11 protein-coding genes and 5 pseudogenes are annotated in these 14,428 nt (G+C 33.3%); 14 read left to right on the top strand and 2 right to left on the bottom strand.

Annotation, left to right across the window (positions count from 1 at the left end; translation table 11 throughout):
• Window positions 1-55: 55 nt before the first annotated feature.
• The 14 genes and pseudogenes from purB to LS73_RS01975 all read left to right on the top strand — a co-directional run bounded on the left by purB (window position 56) and on the right by LS73_RS01975 (window position 10,606).
• Window positions 56-1,393: an adenylosuccinate lyase gene (purB, locus tag LS73_RS02040; RefSeq protein ID WP_034557551.1), complete on the top strand. Its 1,338-nt coding sequence runs from the start codon at window positions 56-58 to the stop codon at window positions 1,391-1,393.
• A gap of 133 nt (window positions 1,394-1,526) precedes the next feature.
• Window positions 1,527-2,243, top strand: a pseudogene (locus LS73_RS02035) (type II restriction endonuclease); the annotation flags it as partial.
• Window positions 2,233-3,120: a DNA adenine methylase gene (locus LS73_RS02030; protein ID WP_034557549.1), complete on the top strand. Its 888-nt coding sequence runs from the start codon at window positions 2,233-2,235 to the stop codon at window positions 3,118-3,120. The pseudogene LS73_RS02035 and the gene LS73_RS02030, both read left to right, overlap by 11 nt.
• Window positions 3,121-3,186: 66 nt before the next feature.
• A pseudogene (locus LS73_RS02025) lies at window positions 3,187-3,333 on the top strand (adenylosuccinate lyase); the annotation flags it as partial.
• Entirely contained in the window at window positions 3,330-4,130 is an 801-nt protein-coding gene (locus LS73_RS02020; protein WP_034557545.1) for a type II restriction enzyme, read from the top strand. The pseudogene LS73_RS02025 and the gene LS73_RS02020, both read left to right, overlap by 4 nt.
• A complete protein-coding gene (locus LS73_RS02015) occupies window positions 4,131-4,937 on the top strand; it encodes a DNA-methyltransferase (protein WP_034557544.1) in 807 nt (268 codons plus the stop codon).
• Between the two features lie 39 nt (window positions 4,938-4,976).
• Complete coding sequence (locus LS73_RS02010; RefSeq protein ID WP_034557543.1) at window positions 4,977-5,669, top strand: BsaWI family type II restriction enzyme; 693 nt, start codon at window positions 4,977-4,979, stop codon at window positions 5,667-5,669.
• A 2-nt stretch (window positions 5,670-5,671) separates the two neighbouring features.
• Window positions 5,672-6,445: pseudogene (locus tag LS73_RS02005) on the top strand (DNA-methyltransferase).
• A 54-nt stretch (window positions 6,446-6,499) separates the two neighbouring features.
• A complete protein-coding gene (locus LS73_RS02000) occupies window positions 6,500-7,603 on the top strand; it encodes a class I SAM-dependent methyltransferase (protein ID WP_034557541.1) in 1,104 nt (367 codons plus the stop codon).
• Window positions 7,584-8,342: pseudogene (locus LS73_RS01995) on the top strand (R.Pab1 family restriction endonuclease). Before LS73_RS02000 ends, LS73_RS01995 begins: the two are co-directional and overlap by 20 nt.
• Before the next feature lie 16 nt (window positions 8,343-8,358).
• The gene (locus LS73_RS01990; protein WP_199768433.1) at window positions 8,359-8,541 is read left to right on the top strand and encodes a hypothetical protein; all 183 of its coding nucleotides are present in this window, start codon (window positions 8,359-8,361) and stop codon (window positions 8,539-8,541) included.
• A complete protein-coding gene (locus tag LS73_RS01985) occupies window positions 8,535-8,906 on the top strand; it encodes a PD-(D/E)XK nuclease superfamily protein (protein ID WP_233708803.1) in 372 nt (123 codons plus the stop codon). Before LS73_RS01990 ends, LS73_RS01985 begins: the two co-directional genes overlap by 7 nt.
• Window positions 8,907-9,075: 169 nt before the next feature.
• Window positions 9,076-9,922 (top strand): annotated as a pseudogene (locus tag LS73_RS10145) (DNA-methyltransferase).
• A gap of 39 nt (window positions 9,923-9,961) precedes the next feature.
• Window positions 9,962-10,606 (top strand): DNA-methyltransferase, encoded by a 645-nt coding sequence (locus LS73_RS01975; protein WP_034558072.1) that lies wholly within the window; start codon window positions 9,962-9,964, stop codon window positions 10,604-10,606.
• 356 nt (window positions 10,607-10,962) lie between these two features.
• Here the strand turns inward: LS73_RS01975 and LS73_RS01970 are convergent, their stop codons facing one another.
• Complete coding sequence (locus tag LS73_RS01970) at window positions 10,963-13,242, bottom strand: ribonuclease J (RefSeq protein ID WP_081955530.1); 2,280 nt, start codon at window positions 13,240-13,242, stop codon at window positions 10,963-10,965.
• Entirely contained in the window at window positions 13,239-14,333 is a 1,095-nt protein-coding gene (gene rsmA, locus LS73_RS01965; RefSeq protein WP_052089539.1) for a 16S rRNA (adenine(1518)-N(6)/adenine(1519)-N(6))-dimethyltransferase RsmA, read from the bottom strand. Before rsmA ends, LS73_RS01970 begins: the two co-directional genes overlap by 4 nt.
• Window positions 14,334-14,428 lie beyond the last annotated feature (95 nt).

The raw sequence follows: 14,428 nt of genomic DNA, 5'->3' as shown, positions 1-14,428 counted from the left end.
AAAGATTCTAGTAGATTATAGAAGTAAAGCCTATATGTTTTAAGGAGGATTTATTATGGTAGAGCGATACGCAAGAGAGAAAATGAAAAAGCTTTGGGATTTAAATGCTAAATATTCTGCTTGGCTAGAGGTGGAGAAGGCTTTGGTGCGTGGGTGGAATAAGCTAGGGCTAATCCCGGATAGTGATTGTGAGAAAATCTGCAAGAATGCAACATTTAACATTGAGCGTATTGATGAGATTGAAGCGGTTACAAAGCATGATTTAATTGCCTTTACTACAAGCGTGGCTGAATCTTTGGGGGAGGAAAGCCGCTGGTTTCATTATGGAATCACAAGTAGTGATTGCATTGATACCGCTGTGGCGTTGCAAATGAGGGATTCTTTAAAGATTATTTTATCTGATATAGGGGAGCTAAGAGAGGCGGTAAAAAAGCATGCCTATGAGTATAAGGATACGCTTATGGTAGGACGCTCTCATGGAATCCACGGAGAGCCTATTACCTTTGGGCTTGTTTTGGCAATATGGTATGATGAAATGGGTCGGCATTTGAAGGCTTTAGAATCTACTTTAGAAGTGATTTCTGTGGGGCAATTAAGCGGAGCAATGGGGAATCTCGCCCATACGCCTATGGAGTTAGAAGAGATTGTATGCAAAGATTTAGGCTTAAAACCTGCTCCTGTGAGTAATCAAGTCATTCAGCGGGATAGATACGCAAGGCTTATGAGTGATTTGGCACTTCTTGCGAGTAGTTGTGAAAAAATTGCGGTGGAGATTCGGCATTTGCAACGCACAGAAGTGTATGAAGCAGAGGAATATTTTGAAAAGGGACAAAAGGGCAGTAGCGCGATGCCGCACAAGCGCAATCCCGTACTAAGTGAGAATATCACAGGGCTTTGCAGAATGATTCGCTCTTTTGCAATTCCAGCAATGGAAAATGTTGCCCTTTGGCACGAGCGGGATATTAGCCACTCAAGCGTTGAGCGATTCATTTTGCCAGATTCTTTTATCACGACTGATTTTATGCTTCATCGCCTTAAGGGTTTGATAGAAAAGCTTGTTGTTTATCCTAAAAATATGATGAAAAATCTTAATTTAACCGGTGGGCTTGTGTTTTCACAAAGGATTCTATTAGAATTGCCTAAAAAGGGCGTGAGCCGCGAAAATGCTTATAAAATCGTGCAACGCAATGCGATGAAAGTGTGGCAAGACTTACAAAATGGTAAAGCAGTGGTGAATGAAAAAGGAGAAAGCTTATACTTGCAATATCTTTTGGCAGATAGTGAGCTTGTGGGACTTATTGGCGAGGAGGCAATTAAAGAATGCTTTGATTTTAGCTACTATACAAAAAATGTAGATTCTATCTTTAAGCGGGTGTTTGGGGAGGGGAGATGAATAAAAAAACATTTAGTTTTGGAATCTTTGCTAGAGCTATAAAGGGTTGGGAATGAAAAAACAAGATTTTATAGAAAAATTTAGATTGTTTCTTGGAGGCATACAAAATAAAATCTGAGATGATTCTAAATGGAAAATTAAAGGTTTCATTGATAGTGATAAAACAATTTTTACCCTTTCAAATGACGCAAAAGTGATTTCTAAGATTTTAGAAATTCATCTTTTTCCCTATATTTTAGCTTTTGCTAAAGCTAATAGTTTTGAGGTTATTTTGCCTAGTCATCAAAATTATTATCCTGATTTATCTTTTGTCTCAAAACAAGATTCTAATATTAAGTTTGCGGTAGATTTAAAGACAACCTACCGTAATGAATCTAACCCAAATCTTTGCAATGGTTTTACACTAGGCTCACATGGAGAATATTTTAAAAATAGAGAATCTAATAAGAATATTCAATTTCCTTATAAGCAGTATCAGGGACATTTTTGCTTAGGTGTAATTTATGATAGGGTGCTAATTAATGAATTTGTGCGTTATGGAATCAATGATTTAAAAAAGATTCCATCCGTTATACAAAATCTCACTTTATTTTTTGTGGAAAAATATAAAATAGCAAGTGATTCTAGTGGCAGTGGCAACACCGCAAATATAGGCAGTATCAAAAATATTGACGATATTATCAACGAAAAAGGCATATTTGCAAATCTTGGCGAGGAAATTTTTGATGATTATTGGATAAATTATGGACAAATAAATATCACAGATTCTAAAGGAAACATAAAGAAAATTACAAAACTCAAAGAATATCTAGCATATAGAGGCAAAAATAGAGGCAAAAATGAAAATTAAAATTCCACCGCTTAAGATTCAAGGCATCAAAAGTAAGCTTGTTTTTTCTATCAAAAGTGCAATGGAATGGGATAATCAAGGAATCTATTTTGAGCCTTTTATGGGAAGTGGTGTTGTAGGCTTTAATATCGCACCTAAAAGAGCGATTTTTAGTGATAATAATCCACATATCATCAATTTTTATAGAGCAATTCAAAAAGGTTTGATTAATAAAGAAACTGCAAGAGAATATTTAAAACAAGAAGGTTCTATGTTAGAGGAAAGTGGGCAAGAGCATTATTTGAAAGTTAGAGAGAGATTTAATAAAACTGCTTGTTATTTTGATTTTTTGTTTTTAAATCGCAGTTGTTTTAATGGGCTTATGAGATTTAATTCAAAAGGCGGATTTAATGTGCCCTATTGCAAAAAAGATACAAGATTTACTCAAAGCTACATCACAAAGATTGTTAATCAAATAGATTGGGTAAGTAAGCTTATAAAAAATAATGATTATGAATTTAGAATCTGCGATTTTGCAGATACTCTTAAACAGGCACAAGTCGGAGATTTTATTTACTGCGACCCACCCTACATTGATAGGCATTGTGATTACTTTAATATTTGGAGTGAAATAAAAGAAAAAGAGCTTTATGGGATTTTATCTAGCACAAAGGCAAGATTTATCCTTTCAACTTGGCATAGTAATCAATACAGAGAAAATAAATACATAACAACATTATGGAATGGATTTTATAATGATATTATTGAGCATTTTTATCATCTGGGAGCAAGTAAAAATAATAGAAATACAATAAAAGAATCTTTAGTGAAAAATTATATTGTAGATACGAATCTTGTGCAAAGTAATCCTGCAAAGCAAAAATCTTTATTTGGATAAACAATGAATGTTAGATTCTATAAATCACCGCTTCGTTATATGGGTGGAAAAAGCATTAAAGGGGCAGAATCTATATATTTACAGTATTTATTGGTAGATAATGAGCTTGTAGGGCTTATTGGCGAGGAGAATATTAAAGAATGCTTTGATTTTAGCTACTATACAAAAAATGTAGATTCTATTTTCAAGCGGGTTTTTGGGGAGGGGAGATGAATAAAAAACATTTAGTTTTAGAATCTCTCTATCATTTTTGCAAGCAGCAAGAGGATTTTACATTTCATAATGATTTAGTCAAAGAAATGTGTATAAAACATGGCTTTGGGAATCCATTTACTAAAGAAACTACGGCTTTGCCTTGTTTTGATGTAACAAAGCTAGATTCTAGCGACAAACTTCCCCCGCTTTTTAAGAATCAAGATATATGTTTGCTTCATCTAGGTGGAGGTTATCATCAATTTATACAAGGCATAAATAAGCTTTATCACCCTTTTGAGCCTTTACAAGATTCTGTAAAATGGCAATATAAAAAGAGTTTGCTTAATGAGTATAATGATAGTGAAAGTAATATTTTAAGTGTAGCAAACAATCAAAGAATTTTGCACCATTTTTTGTTTGGAGCAGATTTAGAGTTTGCGGATTTAAGCATTGAGAATCGCCCTAAAACTTACTTCCCTCATCGCACAAAAGCAAATTTAAATTACTTTTTTGGCTTACAAGAAATACAGGCAAAAAATCAACAAATTGAAATTGATTTAACCCTTGAATTTAATGGCATAATAGGTGTATTTGAAGCAAAAAATGGTATTCCAAGAGATTTTAATATCTACCAAATTTATCATCCATTCTTATATTATTATAATTCAAATCTCAATTTCAAAAAAATTATTTGCGTATATCTTGTGCGTAAAGATGATAGCATTAAACTTTGGGCTTATACATTTGATAAGCCTTTATATTTGGATTCTATAAAGTTTCTAAAATCGTGCGAATATATTTTGGTGAGGGTTTAAATGGAATTAAATAAGATTTACAATAAAGATGTGCTAGAAGTGCTTAAAAGTTTGCCAGATTCTTGCTTGGATATGGTCTATGGGGATCCTGATTATAATGTAGGCATTAACTATAATGGTTCTAAATACACGCAAAAATGGGAGGATTATATTGCGTGGTATTGTGAGTTAGCCAAAGAATCTATGCGTGTTTTAAAACCTAGTGGGAATCTCTTTATGATGAACTATCCCAAACAAAATGCGTATTTGCGTGTGCTTTGCCTTGATTGTATTGCTTATGATGTGCAAGAGTATGTATGGGTGTATAATACTAATGTAGGACATAGTAAAAGACGTTTTACAACTGCACATAGAAGCATACTTCACGCCACTAAAAGCAAGGATAATCACTTTTATAAGGATAATATCGCCCTGCCTTATCAAAATCCCACTGATAAAAGAATTTTACAAAGACTTGCCAATGGAAAAAAAGGTAGAATGCCTTATTCTTGGTTTTATTTTGATTTAGTCAAAAATGTGAGTAAAGATAAAACCTTTCATTCTTGTCAGATTCCTTTAAAGCTTGTAGAAATGTTGATAAAGTCTTGTACCAATGAGGGAGATTGCGTATTTGTCCTTTTTGGTGGAAGTGGTGGTGAGATTGTGCTTTGCGAAAAGCTAAAGCGTAAATGGCTAAGCTGTGAATTGCACAAGCCTTACTATGAAATGATACTTGATAGGTTGGCAAACAAGGGAGAAATTAAAGATGAATTTAGACTGCAAATTTCACAAAATTACGCAGAAAACTCCTTGTTTCGAGGATTGTAAAAATACTTATGTTATCTTTAAGTGCTTTGGGGAGGGGAAATGAAACCTTATGAAAAAATAGCACAGGATTTTAGGGCTTTTCTTTTAGAGTATGGAGATGAAGCATATAGCAATCTAAAAGATTTTTTTACAACACAAAAAGAGCAGTTTTATAGCGCAAAAATTAGCGAATTAAAAGCACAAGGCTTTAGCGAACAAGAGGCTATAAATAAAGCTAGGCAAGGTTGGGTAAGCGTGATAGGGAGAGGTTTAGAATTTGTTATTGAAATCCTTGAATTTTGCAAAAAATATCATTTAAAAACCACAAATGATAAGATTTTACGCTCAAAAAATCTTAATGCGGAATTAGATTCTATAAAAAGAATGCTATTAGTGCATTTTGGAGATTATAGTGTATTGCCTGATGGTGATATTATTATTTATAGGGTGGAAAATGCATTACCAAAAATCTTAGCAATACTTTCTGTAAAAAATTCTTTTAGAGAGCGATATACAGAAACACCCTATTGGAAATTAAAGCTTTTAGAAACAGAGGCGACAAGGCATATCAAAGTCTTTATGATAACTCCAGATAATGATGATGAAATAAGTTTTAGCCAAAATTCTAAAAAATCCCGCATTGTTATGGAATATGAACTTGATGGAATCTATCTAGCTAAAAGTGCTTTTGATAAAAGTGATAAGGTTAAGGGTATAGAATCTTTGCTGATTGATTTAAGGAAATTGCTATGACAATGCAGAGCATAAATCTCGCCCCATATTATCAACACAATAACTGCACTCTCTATCAAGGTGATATATTAAACTCTGAGCATTTTCAAGGGGATTCTTTTGATTTAATCATCACTTCCCCTCCTTATAATGTAGGCATAGAATACAATTCAAGTGAAGATTCTAATTCTTATGAAAGTTATTTAGAATTTTCTAAAAAATGGATAGAAAATTGTTATTTGTAGGCAAAAGATGGGGCAAGATTCTGCCTTAATATTCCGCTTGATAAAAACAAAAGTGGGCAACAAAGTGTAGGGGCGGATTTAACCACTTTAGCAAAAAATATCGGTTGGAATTATCATAGCACAATCATTTGGAATGAGGGCAATATCTCAAGGCGCACAGCGTGGGGGAGTTGGCTTAGTGCGTCTGCACCTTATGTTATCGCTCCAGTGGAGCTTATTGTCGTGCTTTATAAGGGAGATTGGAAGAAAAAGCATAAGGGAGAAAGCGATATAAGCAAAGAAGAGTTTATGGCTTGGACAAATGGGCTATGGAATTTTAATGGAGAATCTAAAAAACGTATAGGACACCCTGCGCCCTTTCCTAGAGAGCTGCCTAAGCGGTGCATCAAGCTTTTTTCTTATGTGGGTGATGTGGTGTTTGACCCATTTTGTGGGAGTGGCACAAGTCTTTTAGAAGCAGAATCTAATCATCGCATAGGCGTAGGGCTAGAGCTTGATAGACAATATTGTGAGCTTATAAAAAGGAGGCTAAAGGATTATGGTAAGCTATAATGCTTTTAGCTTAATTGCAGACAGAGACAATGTTTTAAGAGGGTTTTTAGATAAATGACAGCACAAACACACCTAAGCACCAAGGAAAGAATTAATCTTGGTAGTTTTTATACGAATGATTTTTTGGTGCAATATGCTTACAATATGCTTAAGCAATATGTGGAGTTTAAAGAATATGTGCTACTTGATAGCTCCTGTGGAAGCGGAAATTTTTTAGGCGTGAATGGGTTTGCTAAAGCCATAGGAATAGATATTGACAAAACTGCCCTAAAAATTGCACGAAAGAAGCTAGATTCTAGCGTTATGTTGTATCATAAAAACGCATTAAGCAATGTCTCAAGAGAGAGTTTTAATATAGCACAATCCTCTAAACTTGTGATTGTGGGTAATCCACCTTATAATGATAGAACTTCTATTATTCAAAATACTCTTAAAAATAAAGATTCTATCCCTATAGATTCTGCACTTCAAGCGAGGGATATAGGCATAAGCTTTTTGCGCTCTTATGAGAGATTGAGGGCAGATTTTATCTGTGTATTGCACCCGCTCTCTTATTTGATTAAAAAAACTAATTTTAAGGCATTAAAAGACTTTAGTAAAGCTTATAGGCTTTTAGATTCTATAATTATTAGCTCAAAAGAATTTTGCAAGGATTCTAAAGGATATTTTCCTATCATCATAGCCCTATACCAAAGAGATGATAGGGGAATGAATTATAGCTTTATCAGTAATTTTTCATTTAAAACTATTGAGGGTAAAACTTTTAAACTTAATGATTTTGATTTTATAGCACAATATATCGATAAATATCCAAATAAAAAGCGTGTTATGGAATCTAAAAAAGTAGCGATGTTTTATACTCTGCGAGATATTAATGCCCTAAGTCGTTCAAAAACTTTTATGCAAAAAGAAAATAGCAATACCATTTATGTTACACAAGAAAAATATAGTCTTTATTGCTATGTTGATGTATTTAAGGCTTTTTTGCCACATATTCCTTATTATTTTGGGAATTGCGATGTGATGATTGATTTTAAAAAGTTTAAGGCTTTAGAATCTTGTTTTGTCAAAGCAAGTGAAAATAAGATTCTAAGTCCTGAAATTTTGCAGTATTTTAAAGATTTGCTAGGAGTGCATTATGAAGATTCAAAAATGTGAAAATAAAAAAATATTTGCAGAGATTCCACTCACTACACAAAGTGGTAAAATAAGAGTGAAAACTCGCAATAGCTTCTATGAATATGGGCTACCCACTGCTACGAGGCAAACACCCTTTTCACAAAAACACTATATAGAATGGCAAATTGGCTATGATGTGGATAAAAGTGATGAAGCAAAACTTGCTTTAAGCACATTGCAAGACACGCAATTTCAAGGAGCAAATGGCAGAATTAAGGCTCTTTATGAATTGAGCGAATATCTTTATTATTTTGTGCAGTGGGGAATTGTTACAAAAGATGAAATTGAGAACTTAGCAAGATTTTTGCAAAACATTCAAGAATATGAATTTTTGGATTCTAGGAATGAATTACAAATATTGCGAAGCCACCCTGTGAGTAAAAAGATTTTAGGTGTAGAATTTTATCAATCACAGATAGCATATCCGCTTTTAGTGCATAAATTTAATCATTTTGATGTTTTTATAGAAATTGTGATTAAAGAAAAACAAAGAGCGGTTGGGGTGCAGCCAATGCTTTATGTTTGCTTTCCCATCACGCAATTACAATGCTAACCCCTACTTCTAGGCAGAGTAGCAGAACCTAAAGAATGTGCTTTGCTTGTTTTGGATTCTAAAGATAAGGATTTTTTGCTAGAAACTTTTAAGATTTTTGGAATCTTAAGTAAGAATCATAATTATGATGTGCTTGAGATTTTAAAGATTGTTTTAAACGCCTAACGCAAAAGTGATGAATATGCGTATTAAAAAAAACACCAAACTTAACTTAGATGGCTTGGAGCTTATGCAAAGCTTAGAATCTCAAAGTGTGGATTTATGCTTCTTTGACCCGCAGTATAGAGGTGTGCTAGATAAAATGAAGTATGGCAATGAGGGAGAGAGACAAAAGGAAATTACATTGAGGAATATTTTATGGTAGAAAATGGTATTGGTGGAGCAAATACAAGGACAGGATTAGTTTTTGAAGGAAAGGTAGATTTGGCGACTTTTTTATCCAGACAAAGCGGATACGTAGTAGATGATGTTGGTAATGTTATTTATCAAAATAAACTCATTGAACTAATTTTCAAGAAATATCAATTCTATAATTTTTTAAAAGAACGTAATGTAGATTGGAGAAATATTATTTCTAAACAACTTTTGCCTGATGATAATATATATGTTATTGTTAATAACACTTTTTTTACCATTGAATGTAAGTTTCAACAAGTAGCAGGTTCTGTTGATGAAAAATTACAGACTTGTGACTTTAAGAAAAAAACAATACCAAAAATTCTTATCTAGTCTTAATATGGAGGTAGAGTATATATATTTATTAAGTAATTGGTTTAAACAGCCCGAGTATAGAGATGTTTTAGACTATATTATTAGTGTGAATTGTAAATATTATTTTGAGTATATTCCACTTCAAATTTTGGGCTTACCAATCCCAATAAATTCTTAAAGGTGCGAAATGAAAGCTAATTCTCACATCTCAAAACCTACCTTTATAAGCACAGATTCTACGTTTTGTCTTTATCAAGGAGATTGCAATGCATTCTTGTTACAGATGAAAGAAACCTTTGATTTAATTTTTGCCGATCCGCCTTACTTTCTCTCAAATAATAGCTTAAGCATACAAGGCGGTAAGATTGTCAGTGTTAATAAGGGTGAATGGGATAAGGGCAATGATATAGATGATATTGATAGGTTCAATATGGAGTGGATAGCTAATGCAAAAGTAGCCCTAAAGATTACAGGTAGTATTATGATAAGCGGGACTTATCATAATATTTTTTCACTAGGTAGAGCATTACAAAAACTTGATTTTAAGGTTTTAAATATCATTACTTGGCAAAAAACTAATCCCCCACCAAATTTTTAGTTGTCGCTATCTCACGCATTCAACAGAGCAAATCATTTGGGCAAGAAAAAGCCCAAAACATAAACATATTTTTAATTATGAGATTTAAAAAAAAACTTAATGGAGACAAACAAATGCGAGATGTGTGGAGTTTCCCAGCCATTGCACTTTGGGAGAAAAACTTTGGCAAACACCCAACGCAAAAGCCTTTAAATCTTTTGGTAAGATTGCTTCTTATGGAAAGTAATATAGATTCTATCATCTGCGTTCCTTTTAGTGGGAGTTCTACAACAAGCATAGCACAAACCTTTTGCAAAGGCGGTTTGCAGGGATTGAAAAAGAGAATGAGTCTATAGATTTAAGCATAAAGCGTAAAAATGAGCTAGATTCTAAATATAAAGAGATAGAGGCTAAAATTAATGATATGAGATTTTATAATAGCCTTGAAAAGAAATGAAGTAATGTAGGACTCTCTGCATTGCTAAAAGTGATGAATATGCGTATTAAAAAAAATACCAAACTTAAAGTTTGTGGCTTAACACTTATGCAAAGTTTAGAATCCCAAAGTGTGGATTTATGCTTCTTTGACCCGCAGTATCGGGGTGTGCTAGATAAAATGAAGTATGGCAATGAGGGAGAGCGACAAAAAGGCAGGGCAGCACTCCACCAAATGAGCGATGAGACAATTATAGGCTTTATTATAGAAATTGATAGAGTATTAAAGAATAGTTGCTATTTAATGCTATGGATTGATAAATTTCATTTGTGTGAGGGGATTAAGCAATGGCTTAAAGGGACAGAATTGCAAATTGTTGATTTAATCACTTGGGATAAAGGCAAAATGGGTATGGGTTATCGCACAAGAAAACAAAGTGAGTATTTGCTTGTGTTGCAAAAATCTCCCATTAAGGCTAAAGGCACTTGGAAGCTCCATAATATCCGCGATATATGGAGCGAGAAAATACCTAGTGAGGAATTAAAACTACACCCCCATAGCAAACCTAAAGGCTTACAAAAGGCGTTGATAGAATCTTGCACCAATGAGGGGGATTTAGTGTTAGACCCTGCAAGTGGAAGTTTTAGTGTGTTGGAGTGCTGCAAGGATTTAAAAAGGGATTTTATAGGTACTAACTTAGAATGAAAAATACATAAATCACTTTTTAGTAATCACTTGCCTATATTGTCATTATAAATCTACTTTATATTGACTTTTGACTACATTATGAAGTCTTTTGTCATTCTTAGATTCTATATGAAAAATTTAACCGCATTTTTATGCAAAGCAATATTATTTTCACTTATATTTAACATAATTAATATAAATTGCAATAAAGACTTACAGCAAAGGCACACGAAGCAAGCCTATAAACAAAATAACTACAAGTATAAATACACTAGTAAAGCTAGTAGCAAAAGCGTATTTAAGAAATTTTAAATCTCTTAGATAAAACTACTAAATAATAAATATGAAAAACAAATAAAACAATTATCTACATTCTAAAGACTAGAAAATCCACCATTATCATTGAAAATTACCTCAAGTTGTTTATCATGCTTTTCTTTTTCTTGCAACTTAGGGATATGATTAGAATCAAAATTATGATTTTGCTTTGACTCTTCGAGTATTCCAAATAAAACATTAATCAATATTGCTGGATGTTTCTTAAATTTCTTAACAAGTAGCTTGCGTAAGAAATTAAACAAAGAGCTTTCCAATCCTTTAGAATCTTTAAATACTCCTATTTTTACATTTGCTAAATGAGCTCTGACATTATCCATTATGAATTTTGAAAATTCATTCTCTTCACTTGAACCTATTATTCCAAAAACATTAATCCTATGCTCAAGTATGATTTGCTTCTCTTTATTTATATGCAATGTCAATATAAAGATTCCATCATTAGCAAGAAGGCTACGTTCATTTATTACATCATCATGCAAAATTCTGTTTGCCTGATTATCTACATAAGTCTTACCCGTTCGCACAGATTTAATCTTGCGCATATAGTTTGGATTAACCTCGATTTGATCGCCATCTTCCATTAAGTAAATATTCTTTTCCAAAACACCACACGCAATAGCCGTCTGCTTATGTTTAGCAATATGATTATATTCACCATGCACAGGTAAGAAGAATTTAGGCTTAATTAGTCGTAACATAAGCTTTTGTTCCTCTTGGGCAGCATGTCCACTTACATGTATATCACTAAAATCCTGATATGCTACTTTTGCTCCTGCCTTCATAATAAGATTAATGACTGCAGATACACTTCCCTCATTACCCGGTATTGCTTTAGCAGAAAGAATAATCATATCTGTTGGCTTTATCTTAATATGTCTATGCTCATCGCTTGCCATACGATAAAGCGCACTCATTGATTCTCCTTGAGAACCTGTTGTTACAATTAATATCTCTTCGTCAGGATGTTGAGATACTTCATGCGTTTCTATAAAAACATTGCTAGGTAAATCCACATAACCAAGCTCACGTGAGATTTCCAAATTTTTCTCCATAGATCTGCCAATGACTGCTACCTTGCGATTATGCTTTATGCCATAGTGTATAGCTTGATAAACCCTATGAATATTAGAGCTAAATGTAGACATAATAACCCTACCTGTGGCATTCTTGAATAATGAATCAAATGTAGGTCCTATGCTAGCCTCACTAGGAGTTACTCCAGATTTATGGGAATTAGTAGAATCACTTAGCAATAACATAACACCTTGCTCACCATAATGAGCCAATCTATGCAAATCTGTAGGGAGATTATCAATTGGTGTATGATCAATCTTAAAATCTCCTGTGTGTATAATCACTCCTGCCTCTGTGCGAATTGCAAGTGCAGAGCTATCAATAATGCTATGTGTAATATGAATCCATTCTACCTCAAAGTCTCCAATCACAACAGGCTTTCTCTTCTCTACAATATGAAACAACTCCTTACATTTTTTTAGATTGTGCTCATCAAACTTACTACCTACAAGACCTATAGATAAAGGTGTGCCATATAGAGGAAATTGAAATCGCTTGTAAAAATATGGCACAGCACCTATATGATCCTCATGGGCATGAGTAATTAACACAGCAATAATCTTATGTTTAATGCTTTCTATATAATGAAAATCTGGAATCAAAATATCAACTCCGGGCATACTTTCATCTGGAAAACTCATACCGATGTCAATAACTATTGCACAATTTTCAGTCTCTATCACAGTCATATTTCCACCAATCTCACCTAGTCCGCCAATTGGAGTTATCCTAACTTTCGCGCTTGTTTCAAGATTAAGCTTAGTATGTGGGTTTAGTGAACCTTTTTGAATCTTAGCATTAGCTTCAACTCCTCTTTTCAAATCCTTATGAAAAAATAGGTTGCCTTTTTCCCCGGGAATTTGCACTTTTCTAGTGCCATCTTCGTGTCTATCATTTATTTTATTTTTATTTTTAACTGCATATTTATTTTCACCTACCCATTTTCTATTATAAGTATGAGATTCTAAATTTTGCTTAATATTTCCGTTATCCTTATCTAATTTAAATTGTGTGTTGAAGTTCTTTCTTTTGATTGTATCTCTTGAATCTTTAGCAATGCGTTTATGATTCTGTCTTACATCTTGCTCTCTATCTTGATTTACCTCCGATGTCTTTTTTTTGTATTCACCATCACCCATACGATTTGATGAAGTCTTTGGAGTTTTTTGAATACCATCATGGTCTTTTTGTTCTTTTGGATTTTTATTCCCAGATAAATTATCTTGATTATTTATATTCATTTTCTATCCTTTTTTAAAGCAGCTATAAGCTGTGTTATCTTGCAATATTCCTTAGAAGACACTTCATGGGCTCGTATCATCTCTGTAAAATTAAGACGATCAAAAATATATTGTGCTCCGTCTCTACCTAGAAAATCCCATGTAGCTAGATTCGAAAAAAGTCTCTTTCTTGGTGAAAGAAAAGCATGTTTAAGAGTAGACTCCAAATATTCTGGTAAAGCATTTCTTTCTCTCATAAAGCGAAACACTGCTGAATTTACCTTTGGTCGCGGAGTAAAACTCTCTGGCGACACACAGAAAAGATACTCAACCTTGCCTAAGATTTCTGCAATAACGCTTAAAGCACAAAACTCTTTGTTGCTAGTTTTAGCGCAAAACTTCCTTGCAACTTCTTCTTGAGTCATAACAACGAATCCTTGACAAAGACTATCCCTAAATGTCTGTAAAATAATAGTCGTAGCGATATAATAAGGCAGATTTGAAACTAAAAAATAAGGACTATTAAACAAATAGCCATCGCCACATCGAATATGCAGAGCATCTGCATGCTCTATTGTAATTCTATTGGCAAGCAACTCATCTGCTAAACTATCCTTTGCTAAGTCAATTAATCTTTTATCAATTTCATAGCATAGTAATGGATATTCAAGCGCAAATCTCTTAGTCAAATCACCCAAGCCAATCCCTACTTCAATTAGCCTCATCTGCCCTTTTACAATAGATTCTGCTATATTTGAGGGAATGGCTTGGATAATTTTTTCCATTATTGTTATATCTGATAGAAAATTCTGTCCTAAATTCTTCTTTGCTAAGATTTTGTTGGACTTTGCTTTGCTAAATTTTGCCTTTTGAAATGAATTCTTATTTATTTTAGCCCCTTTGATTTGAACCTTATTAGTTTCATTAATATGAAATATTTTAGACAACTTATATGCTTCTATACTAGCTAGTTTGGCAAAACTAGAACTTCTATTTACAATATCTCTAGCTATACCAGAAATAAATATAACATTACCTAGCATTTGTGAAATTTTATCTTGTATATAAAGCGTATAGCAATTGCTACTAAGGTTGCTTGCAAGATTCTGCATTTGCCACCCCTCTTTGTTAATTCTAACATTGAAAATTCAAAATCAAATAACATATTAATGTATAGTGTATAATTCCATTTGGGATTATAACAATA

It is taken from the genome of Helicobacter muridarum, assembly GCF_000765805.2.
GTDB classification, from domain to species: domain Bacteria; phylum Campylobacterota; class Campylobacteria; order Campylobacterales; family Helicobacteraceae; genus Helicobacter_A; species Helicobacter_A muridarum.
This window is presented reverse-complemented; position numbering and strand designations above follow the sequence as displayed.

Bases quoted from the DNA above. Each gene is read 5' to 3' on its own strand.
- LS73_RS01985 (WP_233708803.1), top strand. From the start codon at position 8,535: ATGGTAGAAAATGGTATTGGTGGAGCAAATACAAGGACAGGATTAGTT.
- purB (WP_034557551.1), top strand. From the start codon at position 56: ATGGTAGAGCGATACGCAAGAGAGAAAATGAAAAAGCTTTGGGATTTA.
- LS73_RS02030 (WP_034557549.1), top strand. From the start codon at position 2,233: ATGAAAATTAAAATTCCACCGCTTAAGATTCAAGGCATCAAAAGTAAG.
- LS73_RS02010 (WP_034557543.1), top strand. From the start codon at position 4,977: ATGAAACCTTATGAAAAAATAGCACAGGATTTTAGGGCTTTTCTTTTA.
- LS73_RS02020 (WP_034557545.1), top strand. From the start codon at position 3,330: ATGAATAAAAAACATTTAGTTTTAGAATCTCTCTATCATTTTTGCAAG.
- LS73_RS01970 (WP_081955530.1), bottom strand. From the start codon at position 13,242: ATGAATATAAATAATCAAGATAATTTATCTGGGAATAAAAATCCAAAA.
- LS73_RS02000 (WP_034557541.1), top strand. From the start codon at position 6,500: ATGACAGCACAAACACACCTAAGCACCAAGGAAAGAATTAATCTTGGT.
- LS73_RS02015 (WP_034557544.1), top strand. From the start codon at position 4,131: ATGGAATTAAATAAGATTTACAATAAAGATGTGCTAGAAGTGCTTAAA.
- rsmA (WP_052089539.1), bottom strand. From the start codon at position 14,333: ATGCAGAATCTTGCAAGCAACCTTAGTAGCAATTGCTATACGCTTTAT.
- LS73_RS01975 (WP_034558072.1), top strand. From the start codon at position 9,962: ATGCGTATTAAAAAAAATACCAAACTTAAAGTTTGTGGCTTAACACTT.
- LS73_RS01990 (WP_199768433.1), top strand. From the start codon at position 8,359: ATGCGTATTAAAAAAAACACCAAACTTAACTTAGATGGCTTGGAGCTT.